The organism is Pseudomonas sp. PK-RTE-24 (assembly GCF_054052265.1).
The window spans coordinates 15,031-30,366 of record NZ_CM133224.1 but is presented as its reverse complement, the minus strand read 5'-3'; the positions used below and the strand labels follow the sequence as shown (position 1 = coordinate 30,366).

The 15,336-nt window shown below is 60.3% G+C and carries 14 protein-coding genes, 1 tRNA gene and 1 pseudogene; 12 read left to right on the top strand and 4 right to left on the bottom strand.

Annotation, left to right across the window (positions count from 1 at the left end; all coding sequences use genetic code 11):
- Positions 1 to 119 precede the first annotated feature (119 nt).
- Positions 120 to 1,553 (top strand): DegQ family serine endoprotease, encoded by a 1,434-nt coding sequence (locus ACV8MC_RS00160; RefSeq protein WP_150742398.1) that lies wholly within the window; start codon positions 120 to 122, stop codon positions 1,551 to 1,553.
- 81 nt (positions 1,554 to 1,634) lie between these two features.
- On the opposite strand, the gene ACV8MC_RS00155 is transcribed toward ACV8MC_RS00160, so the two are convergent.
- A complete protein-coding gene (locus ACV8MC_RS00155) occupies positions 1,635 to 3,068 on the bottom strand; it encodes a M48 family metalloprotease (protein WP_095180604.1) in 1,434 nt (477 codons plus the stop codon).
- 96 nt (positions 3,069 to 3,164) lie between these two features.
- Between ACV8MC_RS00155 and ACV8MC_RS00150 the strand changes: the two genes are divergently transcribed.
- Together ACV8MC_RS00150 and ACV8MC_RS00145 are read left to right on the top strand one after the other, a co-directional pair.
- Positions 3,165 to 3,404 (top strand): sulfurtransferase TusA family protein, encoded by a 240-nt coding sequence (locus tag ACV8MC_RS00150; RefSeq protein ID WP_041478863.1) that lies wholly within the window; start codon positions 3,165 to 3,167, stop codon positions 3,402 to 3,404.
- Positions 3,405 to 3,436: 32 nt separating this feature from the next.
- The gene (locus ACV8MC_RS00145) at positions 3,437 to 4,507 is read left to right on the top strand and encodes an AI-2E family transporter (RefSeq protein ID WP_457264079.1); all 1,071 of its coding nucleotides are present in this window, start codon (positions 3,437 to 3,439) and stop codon (positions 4,505 to 4,507) included.
- Positions 4,508 to 4,626: 119 nt separating this feature from the next.
- On the opposite strand, the gene ACV8MC_RS00140 is transcribed toward ACV8MC_RS00145, so the two are convergent.
- A complete protein-coding gene (locus ACV8MC_RS00140) occupies positions 4,627 to 5,100 on the bottom strand; it encodes a peroxiredoxin (RefSeq protein WP_041478861.1) in 474 nt (157 codons plus the stop codon).
- A gap of 10 nt (positions 5,101 to 5,110) precedes the next feature.
- Positions 5,111 to 5,671, bottom strand: a complete 561-nt coding sequence (locus ACV8MC_RS00135; RefSeq protein ID WP_024012001.1) for a glycine cleavage system protein R — start codon at positions 5,669 to 5,671, stop codon at positions 5,111 to 5,113.
- Between the two features lie 328 nt (positions 5,672 to 5,999).
- Between ACV8MC_RS00135 and dapA the strand changes: the two genes are divergently transcribed.
- The 7 genes and pseudogenes from dapA to ACV8MC_RS00100 form a co-directional block, all read left to right on the top strand.
- A complete protein-coding gene (dapA, locus tag ACV8MC_RS00130; protein WP_016771265.1) occupies positions 6,000 to 6,878 on the top strand; it encodes a 4-hydroxy-tetrahydrodipicolinate synthase in 879 nt (292 codons plus the stop codon).
- Between the two features lie 17 nt (positions 6,879 to 6,895).
- Positions 6,896 to 8,011 (top strand): outer membrane protein assembly factor BamC, encoded by a 1,116-nt coding sequence (bamC, locus tag ACV8MC_RS00125; protein ID WP_016771264.1) that lies wholly within the window; start codon positions 6,896 to 6,898, stop codon positions 8,009 to 8,011.
- 6 nt (positions 8,012 to 8,017) lie between these two features.
- The gene (locus tag ACV8MC_RS00120) at positions 8,018 to 8,779 is read left to right on the top strand and encodes an MBL fold metallo-hydrolase (RefSeq protein WP_024012002.1); all 762 of its coding nucleotides are present in this window, start codon (positions 8,018 to 8,020) and stop codon (positions 8,777 to 8,779) included.
- 28 nt (positions 8,780 to 8,807) lie between these two features.
- A complete protein-coding gene (gene purC / locus ACV8MC_RS00115) occupies positions 8,808 to 9,521 on the top strand; it encodes a phosphoribosylaminoimidazolesuccinocarboxamide synthase (protein ID WP_150636519.1) in 714 nt (237 codons plus the stop codon).
- A gap of 84 nt (positions 9,522 to 9,605) precedes the next feature.
- Positions 9,606 to 9,695 (top strand) — tRNA-Ser (locus ACV8MC_RS00110).
- 120 nt (positions 9,696 to 9,815) lie between these two features.
- Positions 9,816 to 11,171 (top strand): chromate efflux transporter, encoded by a 1,356-nt coding sequence (gene chrA / locus ACV8MC_RS00105; RefSeq protein WP_457264078.1) that lies wholly within the window; start codon positions 9,816 to 9,818, stop codon positions 11,169 to 11,171.
- Positions 11,172 to 11,211: 40 nt separating this feature from the next.
- Positions 11,212 to 11,346, top strand: a pseudogene (locus ACV8MC_RS00100) (manganese catalase family protein); the annotation flags it as partial.
- 23 nt (positions 11,347 to 11,369) lie between these two features.
- Here ACV8MC_RS00100 and ACV8MC_RS00095 read toward each other — a convergent pair.
- Positions 11,370 to 12,368 (bottom strand): ribonuclease Z, encoded by a 999-nt coding sequence (locus ACV8MC_RS00095; RefSeq protein WP_256809436.1) that lies wholly within the window; start codon positions 12,366 to 12,368, stop codon positions 11,370 to 11,372.
- Between the two features lie 196 nt (positions 12,369 to 12,564).
- Here ACV8MC_RS00095 and ACV8MC_RS00090 point away from each other — a divergent pair, with 196 nt between their 5' ends.
- Both ACV8MC_RS00090 and ACV8MC_RS00085 read left to right on the top strand, forming a co-directional pair.
- Positions 12,565 to 14,142 (top strand): histidine kinase famiy protein, encoded by a 1,578-nt coding sequence (locus ACV8MC_RS00090; protein ID WP_457264076.1) that lies wholly within the window; start codon positions 12,565 to 12,567, stop codon positions 14,140 to 14,142.
- A 152-nt stretch (positions 14,143 to 14,294) separates the two neighbouring features.
- The gene (locus ACV8MC_RS00085; protein ID WP_095180644.1) at positions 14,295 to 15,272 is read left to right on the top strand and encodes an SDR family oxidoreductase; all 978 of its coding nucleotides are present in this window, start codon (positions 14,295 to 14,297) and stop codon (positions 15,270 to 15,272) included.
- The last annotated feature ends 64 nt before the right edge of the window (positions 15,273 to 15,336 follow it).

Genomic DNA, 15,336 nt, shown 5'->3' with positions numbered 1-15,336 from the left:
GGTCAGAGCCTCACGGCTCTGGCCTTGTTTGTTGTTCCCGGAACAAAAATACCGGTCTGTGGTTTCCGGTGTTCCTTTGCTCCATATCGCTTAACCCTGCTCGTCGTAACGGGAGCTGTATGTCGATACCTAGTTTGAAGTCTTATCTTTCCATCTTCGCCACCGTGCTGTTGCTCGGTCAGGCGGTCCCTGCTGCGCAAGCGGCCGATCTGCCTGATTTCACCCAGTTGGTCGAACAAGCGTCGCCAGCGGTAGTGAATATCAGTACCACGCAGAAACTGCCGGACCGTCGCGTGAATCAGCAGATGCCGGATCTGGAAGGTCTGCCACCGATGCTGCGCGAATTCTTTGAGCGCGGCATGCCGCCTCAGCAGCGCTCACCGCGTGGCGACGGGCGTCAGCGTGAAGCGCAATCGCTGGGTTCGGGGTTCATCATTTCGCCGGACGGCTACATCCTCACCAACAACCACGTGATCGCCGATGCTGACGAAATCCTCGTCCGTCTGGCTGACCGCAGTGAGATGAAAGCCAAGCTGGTCGGCACCGATCCACGTTCCGACGTGGCGTTGCTGAAAATCGAAGGCAAGGATCTGCCGGTGCTCAAGCTCGGCAAATCCCAGGATCTGAAGGCTGGCCAGTGGGTCGTCGCGATCGGTTCGCCATTCGGCTTTGACCACACCGTGACCCAAGGCATCGTCAGCGCCGTCGGTCGTAGCCTGCCAAACGAAAACTATGTGCCGTTCATTCAAACCGACGTGCCGATCAACCCGGGCAACTCCGGTGGCCCGCTGTTCAACCTGAACGGTGAAGTGGTCGGCATCAACTCGCAGATCTACACCCGCTCCGGTGGCTTCATGGGCGTTTCGTTTGCCATCCCGATCGACGTGGCTATGGACGTTTCCAATCAGCTCAAAAGCGGTGGCAAAGTCAGCCGCGGCTGGCTGGGCGTGGTCATTCAGGAAGTGAACAAGGACCTCGCCGAGTCATTCGGTCTGGACAAGCCGGCCGGCGCTCTCGTTGCACAGATCCAGGATGACGGCCCTGCGGCCAAGGGCGGCCTGCAGGTTGGCGACGTGATCCTGAGCATGAACGGTCAGCCGATCGTCATGTCTGCCGATCTGCCGCATCTGGTCGGCGCGCTGAAGGCTGGCGCCAAAGCTAATCTGGAAGTGATTCGAGAAGGCAAGCGCAAGAACGTCGAGCTGACTGTCGGCGCAATTCCGGACGAAGACAAAGAGCTGGACGCACTGCCGAAATCCGGCGCGGAAAGCAGCAGCAACCGCTTGGGTGTTGCGGTCGGCGAATTGACCGCCGAGCAGAAGAAAGCCTACGACCTCAAAGGTGGTGTGGTGATCAAGGAAGTGCAGGACGGTCCTGCGGCCCTGATCGGTCTGCAGCCGGGTGATGTGATTACTCACCTGAACAACCAGGCCATCGGCTCGGCCAAGGAGTTCACCGACATCGCCAAGGCGTTGCCGAAGAACCGTTCGGTGTCGATGCGCGTGCTGCGTCAGGGCCGTGCCAGCTTCATCACCTTCAAACTGGCTGAATAAGCCTGCAACAAGGTAAAAAAGAAACCGCCTCGAAAGAGGCGGTTTTTTTGTGTCTGAAGTTTTTGTCTTGTCTGGAAAGACTCAGCCCATCATGTCCTTGACCATACGCTCCTGTTCCATCAGCTCACGCTGGCGGGCATCGATGCGCGAGGACAGCGGGAAGTTGTTGCCAGCCTTGCGCTTGGCGAAGTCCAACTGCTGAATGGCCTGGCGGTAATCGCCGACCAGCGCAAAATACTCGGCTCGCGCCTGATGCAGGCCGATGATGTTGCCCGACAAGCCACGGGTTTCAGCAACCTGATACCAGACGTCCGGATCATCCGGGCGGGACTTGAGCAGGCTGTCCAGCGCCTTCTCGGCATCGGCGGCGCGATTCTGTTTCAACAGCAGATCGACACGCACCTGATTCAGCGGATAGTTGCCCGGGAACTGCGTGAGCATGCGGTCGACCCGTGATTGTGCATCGGGCAGGCGATTGTTGGTGATGTCCAGATCGACCTGAGCGAGGTTGTAGATAAGCTCGTTGGGCGACTTGGCCAACAATTGCTTGAGATTTTCGCGGGCTTCGTTCAGCTGGCCGCCCTTGATTTGCGCGATGGCGAGGCCGTATCGCGCGACATCGTTTTTCGGGTTTTCATCGAGCAGGGCGCGGAAACGCTTGGCGCCCAGCCCCGGGGTTTCTTCGTAGATCAACTGCACCCGCGCGCGGATCAACTGGTAGCGCATGCTGTCTTCGATGCCGCCCGGTTTCGCCTGCTCGGCGCGGTTGCGGGTATCGGCGATACGCGATTCGGTGACCGGGTGAGTCAGGAGGAATTCCGGCGGTTTGGCGTCGAAGCGGTACTGGCGCATCAGGCGTTCGAACATGGTCGGCATTGAGCGCGGATCGTAACCGGCCTTTTCCAGATTGAGGATGCCGATGCGATCCGCTTCCTGTTCGTTTTGTCGCGAGAAGCGCCGCTGTTCCTGCAACGCCGCAGCCTGGGTGCCAGCGATCGTGGCGATGCCGGCATCACCGCCGCCGGCCGCCGCAATGACAATGCCGGCCAGCAACGCGGCCATCATCGGCACCTGCATTCTTTGTGAGGCTTCCACCCCGCGAGCAAAGTGGCGTTGCGACAAGTGCGCCAATTCGTGAGCGAGCACCGAGGCGTACTCACCCTCGGTCTGGGCGTTGAGGAAAAGACCGCCGTTGACCCCGACCACGCCGCCCGGCGCTGCAAAGGCGTTGAGTTGTGGGCTATTGATCAGGATGAATTCCAGGCGTCGGTCGGAAACCTGACTGGTCTCGACCAGCTTGTACACGCTGGATTCGACGTAGTCCTTGAGCTGCGGATCGTTGAGCTGGGAAACCTGACTGCGCAGCATGGCCAGCCAGGCGCGGCCGAGCTGGTATTCCTGTTGCGGCGAGACAATGGCAGAGCTGGCGTCGCCGAGTGACGGCAGATCGTCGGCAAAGCCTGGTGAGGCGAGCAGGCAAGCGAGCGTCAGCAGGGTAGGGCGCAGAAAAGTCATGCACAAAGCCTTGGAGGACAAAGACCTTACTGTAGCCGGACACCGAAGCCGCGACCAGATATTCTAGGCAGCTCGACAACGAACCGGAGTGACGCAATGACTGACGCTGTAGCCCATGACGTGGAACTGGACGCCAGTGGCCTGAACTGTCCGTTGCCGTTGCTCAAGGCAAAAATGGAACTCAACAAACTGCACAGCGGCGCTGTGCTCAAGGTGATCGCTACCGATGCCGGCTCGCAACGCGACTTCCGTACCTTTGCCAAACTGGCCGGTCATGCGCTGTTGCGCGAAGAAGACGAGGCTGGCGTCTACCGTTACTGGTTGAAAAAAGCCTGACGCGAGCGCGTTAACGATCGAAGGGATTATTGATGTTCAAAGTGTTACGCGACTGGATTCAGCGCTACTTCTCCGATGAAGAAGCCGTGGTGCTGGCGGTGCTGCTGGTTCTCGCCTTCACCGCCGTGCTCACCCTCGGCGGCATGCTTGCGCCGGTATTGGCGGGGATGGTGCTGGCGTATCTGATGCAAGGCCTGGTGGTGACGCTCGAGCGACTGCGCGTGCCGGGCGGCGTGGCGGTGGGACTGGTGTTTGCGCTGTTCATGGGCGCGCTGATGCTGTTTATTGTCGTGGTGCTGCCGCTGCTGTGGCATCAGTTGATCACGCTGTTCAACGAGTTGCCGGGCATGCTCGCCAAGTGGCAGTCGCTGCTGCTTCTATTACCAGAGCGCTATCCGCATCTGGTGTCTGACGAGCAAGTCTTGCAAGCGATCGAAGCGGCGCGGGGCGAGATTGGCAAGTTTGGTCAGTGGGCACTGACTTTCTCGTTGTCGAGTTTGCCGCTGCTGGTGAACATCATGATCTACCTGGTACTGGTGCCGATTCTGGTGTTTTTCTTCCTCAAGGATCGGGCCATGATCGGCGAGTGGGTGCGCGGCTATCTGCCTCGCGAGCGCGCACTGATCACCCGCGTCGCGGAGGAAATGAACCGGCAGATCGCCAACTACATACGTGGCAAAGGCATCGAGATCGTGATTTGCGGCGGCGTGACCTACATCGCCTTCATCGCGCTGGGCCTGAATTACGCGGCGCTGCTGGCGTTGCTGGTGGGGTTGTCGGTGGTGGTGCCGTATGTCGGTGCAGTAGTGGTGACCGTGCCGGTGCTGCTGATTGCGCTGTTCCAGTGGGGCTGGAGCGATCAGTTCATCTACCTGATGGCGGTTTACGGAATCATTCAGACGCTGGACGGCAACGTGCTGGTGCCGTTGCTGTTTTCGGAAGCAGTGAATCTGCATCCGGTTGCAATCATCTGCGCGGTGCTGCTGTTTGGCGGATTGTGGGGATTCTGGGGGGGGGTCTTTGCGATCCCGCTGGCGACGCTGTTCAAGGCTGTGCTCGATGCGTGGCCGCGCAAGGAGCCGGTGGTGGCGCCGTTGCTTTAAATCGGGGTGAGGCTTTTGGCCTCATCGCTGGCAAGCCAGCTCCCACAGGTTTTGTATGTGCTGAACCCTGTGGGAGCTGGCTTGCCAGCGATGGCGTCGGTGACGACGCAGCAAAAACATCAGGCTTTATTCAGAGCCTCAGCCGCCGCCAGCACGGCATCAACATGCCCCGGCACCTTCACACCACGCCATTCCTGACGCAGCACACCGTCCTTATCAATCAGGAAAGTGCTGCGATCAACGCCCAGGTATTCCTTGCCATACAGCTTTTTCAGCTTGATCACGTCGAACAGCTGACAAACCGCCTCGTCCTTGTCGCTGATCAGCTCAAACGGAAATTCCTGTTTGCCTTTGAAGTTTTCGTGCGACTTCAAGCTGTCGCGGGAAATGCCGAAGACTTCGGTGTTGGCAGCCTTGAATGCCGCATATTGATCGCGAAAGCCCTGGCCTTGAGTGGTGCAGCCCGGGGTGCTGTCCTTCGGGTAGAAATAGATCACCACTTGCTTGCCCTTGAGTTCGGACAGGCTGACGGTCTGCCCGCTGGTCGCAGGCGCGGTGAAATCCGCAACCGGTTGGTCGATGACAACGGCCATGAAAGCTTCCTTACATTGGGTTTTGTGGGCGCCAAGGCTCGATCAGGGCATCCAGGTTCATCGCGTCGGCGAAATCGAGGAACTGATCGCGCAGCCAGCTGATCTGCGTGTTGGCCGGCAGGGTCACGGTGAACGTGGCGTTGAGCATGGTGCCGCCGGTCTGCGGAGCCTGGTAAGTGTCGCAGGTGAGGTTTTCCAGTTCGACGTTATGGTCCATGAAGAACTGGCACAGCTCATTGATGATGTCCGGGCGATACGCCGAGCTGACGTAAGCCACGTAAGGCAGCGCTTGCGGACGATTTTCCAGAGCGGCGCTGCGCACCACATTGACGGTGAAAGCGTGACGCTTGGCCAGCAATGGCAGGCTGCCTTCGAGGCGCGCGAGGGCGTCCCAGCTACCGGAAACTTCCAGCACCAGAGCGCTGCACTCGCCGTGGCGGGTCAGGCGAGAGGTGACGACAGCGCAGCGGTTTTCATGGCTGGCGCGGCACAGGACGTTGGTCAGCTCCATGGGGTTGGCGCCGAGGGCACTGATGACAAGGAATTGTTCGCGAACTGTGGGGGTGGACATGCAGCATTCCTAAAGCGATGAGCGGTCGGTAGGTTGACGGGCATTGGTGGCCGGGCGTGCCTGTTCTGGCGGTCCGTATAAAGAGCCCCGGCCAGCGTTCGCGGCTCGCTCCACTGTGCGGGAGCGCGTCGATGCGACGCAGGAACGGGGCCTGGGAGGCCGAAAGGGGAGGCTGAAACCCGGCGTACAAGCTGATCTGTACCGATCAAAGTCTGAAGGGTAGCGAAAAGCGGCGCCAAGGGGAATGGCAGCGGCGCAGTACTTCGCTTGTGCAAGCATCTTGGCGCCAGTACCATTACCGCTCTCTTTTTCCGGCAGGAGCGGTTTCATGATTGCGGGCAGTATGGTGGCACTGGTCACTCCCATGGATGCACAAGGGCGTCTTGACTGGGACAGCCTCAGCAAACTCGTGGACTTCCACCTCAAGAACGGCACCCATGCCATCGTCGCCGTCGGTACTACCGGCGAGTCGGCCACCCTTGATGTAGAAGAGCACATCGCCGTCATCAAAGCCGTGGTCAAACAGGTTGCCGGGCGCATTCCGGTCATCGCCGGCACCGGCGCCAATTCGACCCGCGAAGCCGTCGAGCTGACCCGCAACGCCAAGGCCGCCGGCGCCGATGCCTGCCTGCTGGTGGTTCCTTATTACAACAAGCCGACCCAGGAAGGTCTGTACCAGCACTTCAAGCACATCGCTGAAGCGGTCGACATTCCGCAGATTCTCTACAACGTTCCCGGCCGCACCTCCTGCGACATGCAGGCCGAGACGGTGATTCGCCTGTCCACCGTGCCGAACATCATCGGCATCAAGGAAGCCACCGGCGACCTCAAGCGCGCCAAAGCGATCATCGATGGCGTGAGCAAGGATTTCATCGTGCTGTCCGGCGATGATCCGACTGCTGTCGAGCTGATCCTGCTGGGCGGCAAAGGCAACATCTCGGTCACCGCCAACGTCGCCCCGCGCGAAATGGCTGACCTGTGCGAGGCCGCGCTGAAGGGCGACGCCGATACCGCACGCGCAATCAACGAAAAACTGATGCCGCTGCACAAGGACCTGTTCATCGAAGCCAACCCGATTCCGGTGAAGTGGGCTTTGGTCGAAATGGGCCTGATGCACGAAGGCATCCGCCTGCCACTGACCTGGCTGAGCACCCCTTGTCATGAAACGCTGCGCTCGGCCCTGCGCCAGTGCAACGTCCTGGTTTAATTGAGGAAGTACAACGCATGAAGCGAATGGCCGGACTTTCCGCACTTGCCTTGATTATCTCCAGCACCAGTGGCTGCGGATGGGTCTGGGGGCCGGAAGGTTATTTCCGCGACCGTGGAAGCGATTACCTGCAAGCGCAACAGACTGCACCGATGCAATTGCCACCGGATGTGAGCACTGCCAAACGTCTCGATCCGCTGTTGCCGATCCCGCGCAACGTGGCCGATGACACCGCGACGGGCGAATACGTCGTGCCGCGTCCTCAGCCGCTGTCGGCGGTTGCCGATGCCACGGATTACTCGCTGCAGAAGAGCGGTGATTCGCGTTGGGTCGTAGCCCAGCATCCACCGGCCGAAGTCTGGCCAGTGGCGCTGCAGTTCTTCCAGGACAACGGTTTCCGTCTGGATGAACAGCGTCCGCAGACCGGCGAGTTCACCACTACCTGGCAGCACTCCGACGAGTTGTCCGCATCGATGGCCAAGCGCCTGAGTGCGGCCGGTATCGCCAGCGACAGCGAAACCCGTGTGCGCGTACGTATCGAGCCGGGCGTGCAGCGCAACACCAGTGAAATCTACGTAGTCAGCGCCGAGCGTCCTGCCGGCAGCACGGCCGACGTGGCCTTCACCAACCGTTCGGTCAACACTGGCCTGGACGCTGCGCTGGTCGACGACATGCTCGCGAGCATGAGTCGCACCTCCGAGAAGGGCGGCTCGGTGTCGATGCTGGCCTCGCGTGATTTCGACGCCCCGAGCCGTGTCAGCCTGAACGAAGACGGCAGCGGCAACCCGGTCTTGAACGTCGGTACCGATCTGGACCGCGCCTGGTCGAGCGTCGGCCGTGCGCTGGAACAGGGCGAATGGCGCGTTGAAGACATCAACCGCAGCCTGGGCTTGTACTACATCAACCTGGCCGAAAAAGCCGAGAAGAAAGACGACAAGCCTGGCTTTTTCAGCAGCCTGTTCGGCAGTGCGCCGAGCAAGGAAGAAGTCGAAGCCCGCGCCGAGCGTTATCAGGTTCGCCTGAGCAAGGTGGGCGAGAACATCCAGGTCACCGTAGAAAAGAACATCAACACCGTCGCGCCGGCCGATGTCGCGCGTAAAGTGTTGAGCGTGATTCAGGACAACCTGGGCTGATCCGATATGCGTTTTGCCGTTCTCGGCAGCGGTAGCCAAGGGAACGGCACGCTGATCGCCAGTGCTGATACGTACGTGCTGGTGGATTGTGGTTTTTCCCTGCGGGAAACCGAAAGACGTCTGTTGCGCCTGGGTGTGCACCCGGCGCAGCTGAGCGCGATACTCGTGACCCACGAACATGCCGACCACGTGCATGGCGTGGGTTTGCTGTCTCGGCGCTACAATCTGCCGGTCTACCTCAGTCGCGGCACACTGCGCGGGATGCGCAAACCGCTGGAACCGGCAGGCTTTCTCGCCGGCGGCGAGCAACTGCAGATCGGCGCACTGAACGTCGGGGTCATTGCCGTGGCCCATGACGCGCAGGAGCCGACCCAGTACGTCTTCAGCGATCAGGAACAGCGGCGCTTCGGCCTGCTGACCGACCTGGGATCGTTCTGCGAGCGGGTGCTGGATGGCTATCGGGACCTCGATGCATTGATGATCGAGTCCAACCATTGCCGCGACATGCTGGCTCGTGGTCACTACCCGTACTTTCTCAAGCAGCGGGTGGGCGGCGAACGCGGACATCTGAACAACCATCAGGCGGCATTCCTGGTGGCCGAGTTGGGCTGGCAGGGCTTGCAACACCTGGTCCTGGCCCATCTGAGCAGCAAGAACAACCTGCCGCAGCTGGCCCGGCAATGTTTTGTCGACACCCTCGGGTGCGACCCGGACTGGCTGCAACTGGCCGATCAAGATTCAGGGCTCGACTGGCGCCACATCGCCTAGCCCACCTACTTAGCAAGCGGAGCCCATCATGGAAAAACGTGAAGAACTCTACCGCGGCAAAGCCAAATCGGTTTACAAAACCGACGACGCTGACCGCTTGATCCTGCTGTTTCGCAACGACACTTCGGCGTTCGACGGCAAGCGCATCGAACAGCTCGATCGCAAAGGTATGGTGAACAACAAGTTCAACGCCTTCATCATGCAGAAACTCGAAGCGGCCGGCGTGCCGACCCAGTTCGACAAACTGCTGGGCGACAATGAATGCCTGGTGAAGAAGCTCGACATGATCCCGGTCGAATGCGTCGTGCGTAACTACGCCGCCGGCAGCCTGGTCAAGCGTCTGGGCGTCGAGGAGGGCATGAAGCTCAACCCGTACACCTTCGAACTGTTCTTGAAGGACGACGCCAAAGGCGACCCGTTCATCAACGAATCCCACGTTGTTGCATTCGGCTGGGGCACCGCCGAGCAACTGGTGCGCATGAAGGAACTGTCGCTCAAGGTCAACGAAGTCCTGAGCAAACTGTTCGACGACGCCGGCCTGCTGCTGGTCGACTTCAAGCTTGAATTCGGCGTGTTCAGCGACGGCTCCATCGTCCTCGGCGACGAGTTCAGCCCGGACGGCTGCCGTCTATGGGACAAGGACACCAAGAAGAAGATGGACAAGGACCGCTTCCGCCAGGGCCTCGGTGATGTCATCGAAGCCTACGAAGAAGTCGCCGCTCGTCTGGGCGTACCGCTTTAATCGACGCAAGCATCTGATAGCACGGAAAAAATTTCGTTTGGGGGGTTCGCAACCGACGAAAGTGTTGTTATGATGCGCGCCGTTGGAGAGATGCCAGAGTGGCCGAATGGGACGGATTCGAAATCCGTTGTACCTTCACCGGTACCTAGGGTTCGAATCCCTATCTCTCCGCCATTATTGAACAAGACGAAGCCCCCGTAATCATTGCTGATTACGGGGGCTTTTTCGTTTCTGGCGTTTTGTTCGCAATGCTTTTCGGGTACAACCTGCCGACTGCATAAAAGGAACAGCTCGATGAGTGAAGTTCAGCCGTTGGCGGGTGATGACGAGGTGAAGCCGCAGAGCGTGAGTCTGCGCGAGGCGTTCTGGTTCTGGTTGAAGCTGGGCTTTATCAGTTTCGGCGGGCCGGCCGGGCAGATTTCGATCATGCACCAGGAACTGGTCGAGCGCCGGCGCTGGATTTCCGAGCGGCGTTTTCTGCATGCCTTGAACTATTGCATGTTGCTGCCCGGGCCGGAGGCGCAGCAGCTGGCGACCTACATTGGCTGGCTGATGCATCGAAGCTGGGGCGGGATTGTGGCCGGGGCGTTGTTCGTGTTGCCTTCGCTGTTCATCCTGATTTTCCTGTCGTGGCTCTATATCGCCTTCGGTGAGGTGCCGGTAGTGGCCGGGCTGTTTTACGGGATCAAGCCTGCGGTGACGGCCATCGTCGTGCAGGCGGCCCATCGGATCGGTTCGCGGGCGCTGAAGAACAATTGGCTGTGGGCAATTGCGGCGGGATCGTTTACGGCGATTTTTGCGTTCAATGTGCCGTTTCCGCTGATCGTGCTGGGCGCGGCGGTGATTGGCTATTTCGGCGGTCGCCTGGCGCCGGAAAAATTCACGGCCGGCGGACATAGTGCGGCGAAGAAGTCTTTCGGTCCGGCGTTGATCGACGACGACACGCCAACACCGGCCCATGCCCGTTTCAGCTGGACGAAACTGGCCATGCTCGCCGTGATTGGCGCCGCGCTGTGGGCATTGCCGATGGGCGTGTTGACTGCGCTGTTTGGCTGGCAGGGCACGTTGACGCAGATGAGCTGGTTCTTCACCAAGGCAGCGCTGCTCACCTTCGGTGGAGCTTACGCAGTGTTGCCCTACGTCTATCAAGGTGCGGTCGGTCACTACGGCTGGCTGACTCCGACGCAGATGATCGACGGCCTGGCGCTGGGCGAAACCACACCGGGGCCGCTGATCATGGTGGTGGCGTTTGTCGGTTTTGTCGGCGCTTATGTGACGCAGGTGTTCGGCGCCGATCAGGTGTTCCTCGCCGGAGCGGTCGCCGCCGCGCTGGTGACGTGGTTTACCTTTCTGCCCTCATTCCTGTTCATCCTCGCCGGCGGCCCGCTGGTGGAGTCGACGCACGACGAACTCAAATTCACCGCCCCGCTTACCGCGATCACCGCTGCGGTGGTCGGCGTGATTCTCAATCTGGCGTGTTTCTTCGGCTATCACGTGCTCTGGCCGCAGGGTTTCAGCGGCAGCCTGGACTGGACGTCGGCGTTGATTGCGCTTGCGGCGGCCATTGCGCTGTTTCGCTTCAAGCGCGGAGTGATTCAGGTGTTGCTGGGCTGTGCGTTGGTTGGGTTGGTGGTGCATTTGCTGCGTTAGTGGTCGCGGCGCCGGAAATCGAATCGCGCGCTGAAGGCCTGAAGAACTCAGTCACCTGGAGATCATTGGCTCGATCATCGTCATGCTCAACAAGGGCGCCGACATGCGCTCCAACATCGCAGCTGAAGCACGGGCGAAGATCGTCTATGAGCGCTTGATGGGGCGCGCGCCTGACATCAGGCGGCGCGCCCCGGTTAATCACTGTGAAATCTTGGTGACTTGCAAAGATTTGCGCTCGATCGCTACGGGCTGCAAATGCCCCAAACGGTCGAGGTGATAGCGCTGCAGATCCCGCGCCAGAATCAGTTGGCCGTGATACAACGCTGCCGCTTCGTTGCGCACATCCTCGATCGACGGGCTCACCGCCGGATTGGCCTGATAGCGCGCGCTGAAATGCGTCAACACCAGATTGCGCACCCCGGCTGATTCGGCGAAACCGGCGACAGCGGCGGCGCTGCTGTGGCCGTAACTGGCACGAGCGCGGTCGATCGCTGCCTGCACGAATGTCGCTTCATGCACGAGCACATCCGCCGATTGCGCCACTTCGGCCAGCAGTGCCGGCCGATCGTTATCGCCGCAGACAATGATGCGTCGATCAGGTCGTGAACTCAGCAGATAGTCGCGAGCGTGCAGCATCCGTCCGTCAACCTCCACGTCCTGACCGTGGGCCAACTGACCCCAGAGCGGGCCGCGTTCGATACCCTCGGCATCCAGGCGCTGCACGTCCAGACGCGGTTCCGGGTCGGACTCGGTGAACACATAACCGTGACACGGCACCCGATGTGACAGTTCGACGGTCTGCACCTGAACGTTAACGTTGCGCCACTCCGTGAGCGTTTCCACAGCGTGCAGGTTGATCTCGAACGGCAGATACGATTGCGTCACCTCCAGACTCATTTTCAGCCATGGATGCAGCGATGTTGGCAGCACAATGTCCAGTGGCCGCGTGCGTCCGGACATGCCGGTGCTCGCCAGCAGACCCGGCAAGCCCAGGCAGTGATCGGCGTGCACATGAGTGATGAAAATCGCCCGCAATTCACTCAGTGACAGCGGCGTGCGCAGCACCTGATGCTGGGTGCCTTCACCGCAATCGATCAGGTACCAGCCCTTGCCGGCAGACGCGATCAGTGCCGTCGCGCTGACGTTGCGCTGGCGGGTCGGCACGCCGGCAGACGTGCCCAGAAACAACAAATCCACGGTGGTTCTCCCTGGCGGATCGGATTTCAGATATTGCGTGCAGTTCTCGGTGAGCTTTCGACAATCAGCGAGGCGATTCGGATCCATCGATGGACTGCGACAATTCATCGGACACCCGCGCTGTCGGCGGCTGGCCTCGGCACTTCGCTCGCTGATGATGGTCACAGCGAAACGGAGTCACTTAGCGGAGGTCAACTTGCCCAGAAAATCCAGGCCGATCGTCGACCGCGCCGATGCGGCGACCCTTTCGCAAGAACGCAAAGATGTGTTTTTCGCGGCGGTGCAGGTCAGCCGCATGGCCATGATTGTCACCGATCCAGCGCAGCCCGACGATCCCATCATTTTTGCCAACAATGCGTTTCTTGAACTCAGCGGCTACGAGCTGGAAGAAGTGCTCGGGCGCAACTGCAGGTTTCTGCAAGGCGAGCAGACTGATCGTGCGGTGTTGCAACGGGTCAAGCAAGCGCTGAAACATCAACACGAAACCTGCGTGGAGGTGCTCAACTATCGCAAGGACGGCTCGTCGTTCTGGAACGAGCTGTTCATCGCGCCGCTATTCAACGAGCGCGGACAACTGGTGTATTTCTTCGCTTCGCAAATGGACGTCAGCCGCCGCCGTGACGCCGAGGACGGTTTGCGTTACAGCGAAAACATGGAAGCACTCGGGCAGTTGACCGGTGGCATTGCCCACGATTTCAACAATCTGTTGCAAGTGATGATCGGCTACATCGAGCTGATCCAGCACACCGCCAAGCGGCCGAGCATCGATCCGCAACGCATCGTGGTCGGCGCCGGCCACGCTCGCGCGGCGGCGGAAAAAGCACGTTTGCTGACCCAGCATCTGCTGGCATTCTCCCGCCGACAACGGCTCGAAGGCCGGGTGATCAATCTCAATGCCTTGCTTGAGCGCTCTACGCTGCCGACGCATGAATCCGCCGATCTGGAACCGCGATTCGAACTGGCCGAGGACTTGTGGAACTGCCGGCTCGACCCGGCGCAGGCCGAGATGGCGCTGAACCATTTGCTCTCCAACGCCTGCGATGCGCTGGTTGACCAGCAGCAACCTGCGATCACCGTGCAGACCCGCAACGTCGATGTACCGGACTCGACGGATCCGCACCAGGGCGGACTGGCGGCGGGGCGTTACGTCTGCATCGCGGTTGCCGATAACGGCGTGGGCATTGCCGCTGACGATCTCGACAAAGTGATGGAACCGTTTTTTACCACCAAAGAGGAAGGCAATGGTGCCGGCCTCGGTTTGTCGATGGTTTACGGCTTCGTCAAGCAATCCGGCGGTGTGGTCAAAATCGAATCGACGCCGGGACTCGGCACCACGGTGCGCCTGTTCTTCCCGGCGGATGACAGTCAGCTATCGGCATCTGGCTCCGCTGAAACCGCAGAAAATCTCAAGGGCACGGAGCGCATCCTGATCGTCGAGGATCGCGCCGAAGTCGCTGAACTGGCGCGCTTTGTATTGTCCGAACAGGGTTACCACACCGACCTCGCTGCAGATGCGAGCGAGGCACTGGCCGTGCTGCAGAGTAGCGAATACGACCTGGTATTCACCGATTTGGTCATGCCGGGCGACATGAACGGGCTGGCACTGGCGCGGGAAATCAGCCAACGCTATCCGGCCATGAAGATCCTGCTGACGACCGGGTACTGCGCGGACGAGTCGACGCCCAATGAGCTGGCTGACAATGAGTTCGAATTGATCGCCAAGCCCTACGCGCCGGTGGACCTTTTGCGCAAGCTGCGCTTGATGCTCGGCTGAAAAAACGAACTGACGGCGCACGTTCGGCGTCCATCCTAAAGACTGCATTGAACAACCAGTGAGGGACCCGATCCCCGAGGAGATATTGGCAGTGAGCGATGACTTGATGATCAATAACGGGCCGATCGACTGAGCGTCGACGAGGACGGTTCATGCAGGAGCAATCTTTGGTGGTGATTAGCGGCGCCAGTGCTGGCGTAGGGCGCGCGGTGGCCCATCGGTTTGCCGCTGGCGGCTACCACATCGGGCTGTTGGCGCGTGATCCGGCGGGGCTGGCCGCCACGCAAGAGGAGCTGCGAGCGTATGGCGTTCAGGTTGAAACAGTCAGCGTCGACGTCGCCGATGCGCTCGCCGTGCAGCAGGCCGCCCAGCAACTGGAAACCGCGCTCGGGCCGCTGGCGGTCTGGGTCAACGCGGCGATGGTCACAGTGCTCTCGCCGATAGAGCAATTGTCCGCCGCCGAGATTGAGCGCGTCACCCAGGTAACCTATCTCGGCACGGTTCATGGCACGTTGGCAGCGCTGTCGTTGATGCGCCCACGCAACAAGGGACTGATCATTCAGGTCGGCTCGGCGCTGGCCTATCGCGCCATTCCGTTGCAGGCCGCTTACTGCGGGGCAAAATTTGCCGTGCGCGGTTTTACCGACTCGTTGCGCTGTGAGTTGCTGCATGAGCGCAGCCATATTCGCGTGTGCATGGTGCAATTGCCCGCGATCAATACCCCGCAGTTCGATTGGGCACGCAACAAATTGCCCAAGCGTCCCCAACCTGTACCACCGATTCACGACCCCGACGTAGCGGCACGGGCGATTTTCAGTGTGGTAAAGCATCCTCCGCGAGAGTTGTGGCTGGGGTGGTCGACGATCAAAGCGATTATTGGGCAGTCGGTCATGCCCGGTCTGCTCGACCGTTTGATGGCGCGAAGTGCATGGTCCGGTCAGCAGACCAATGAGCCTGAAGACAACGAGCACCCGGACAACCTGTTCGAAGCGCAGCCGGATCGGCATCAGATTCGCGGCCGCTTCGTCGGCCGTTCCAGGGATGCAGCGCTGGCCTTGACCTCGACGCAAGTGCTGGCGATATCGGCAGTGATTGCCATATTGGTCGGCGTGGTTCTGTTACAGCTCTGATGCTTTCCCGGTTCGCTCCACTGTCGACGCATCTCTGCGCCCGCTGCTAGAGGCGCCGGGGTGC

What these genes read in the sequence shown, in the direction of transcription:
- ACV8MC_RS00160 (WP_150742398.1), top strand. Translation starts at nt 120, where the DNA reads ATGTCGATACCTAGTTTGAAGTCTTATCTTTCCATCTTCGCCACCGTG.
- ACV8MC_RS00155 (WP_095180604.1), bottom strand. Translation starts at nt 3,068, where the DNA reads ATGACTTTTCTGCGCCCTACCCTGCTGACGCTCGCTTGCCTGCTCGCC.
- ACV8MC_RS00150 (WP_041478863.1), top strand. Translation starts at nt 3,165, where the DNA reads ATGACTGACGCTGTAGCCCATGACGTGGAACTGGACGCCAGTGGCCTG.
- ACV8MC_RS00145 (WP_457264079.1), top strand. Translation starts at nt 3,437, where the DNA reads ATGTTCAAAGTGTTACGCGACTGGATTCAGCGCTACTTCTCCGATGAA.
- ACV8MC_RS00140 (WP_041478861.1), bottom strand. Translation starts at nt 5,100, where the DNA reads ATGGCCGTTGTCATCGACCAACCGGTTGCGGATTTCACCGCGCCTGCG.
- ACV8MC_RS00135 (WP_024012001.1), bottom strand. Translation starts at nt 5,671, where the DNA reads ATGTCCACCCCCACAGTTCGCGAACAATTCCTTGTCATCAGTGCCCTC.
- dapA (WP_016771265.1), top strand. Translation starts at nt 6,000, where the DNA reads ATGATTGCGGGCAGTATGGTGGCACTGGTCACTCCCATGGATGCACAA.
- bamC (WP_016771264.1), top strand. Translation starts at nt 6,896, where the DNA reads ATGAAGCGAATGGCCGGACTTTCCGCACTTGCCTTGATTATCTCCAGC.
- ACV8MC_RS00120 (WP_024012002.1), top strand. Translation starts at nt 8,018, where the DNA reads ATGCGTTTTGCCGTTCTCGGCAGCGGTAGCCAAGGGAACGGCACGCTG.
- purC (WP_150636519.1), top strand. Translation starts at nt 8,808, where the DNA reads ATGGAAAAACGTGAAGAACTCTACCGCGGCAAAGCCAAATCGGTTTAC.
- chrA (WP_457264078.1), top strand. Translation starts at nt 9,816, where the DNA reads ATGAGTGAAGTTCAGCCGTTGGCGGGTGATGACGAGGTGAAGCCGCAG.
- ACV8MC_RS00085 (WP_095180644.1), top strand. Translation starts at nt 14,295, where the DNA reads ATGCAGGAGCAATCTTTGGTGGTGATTAGCGGCGCCAGTGCTGGCGTA.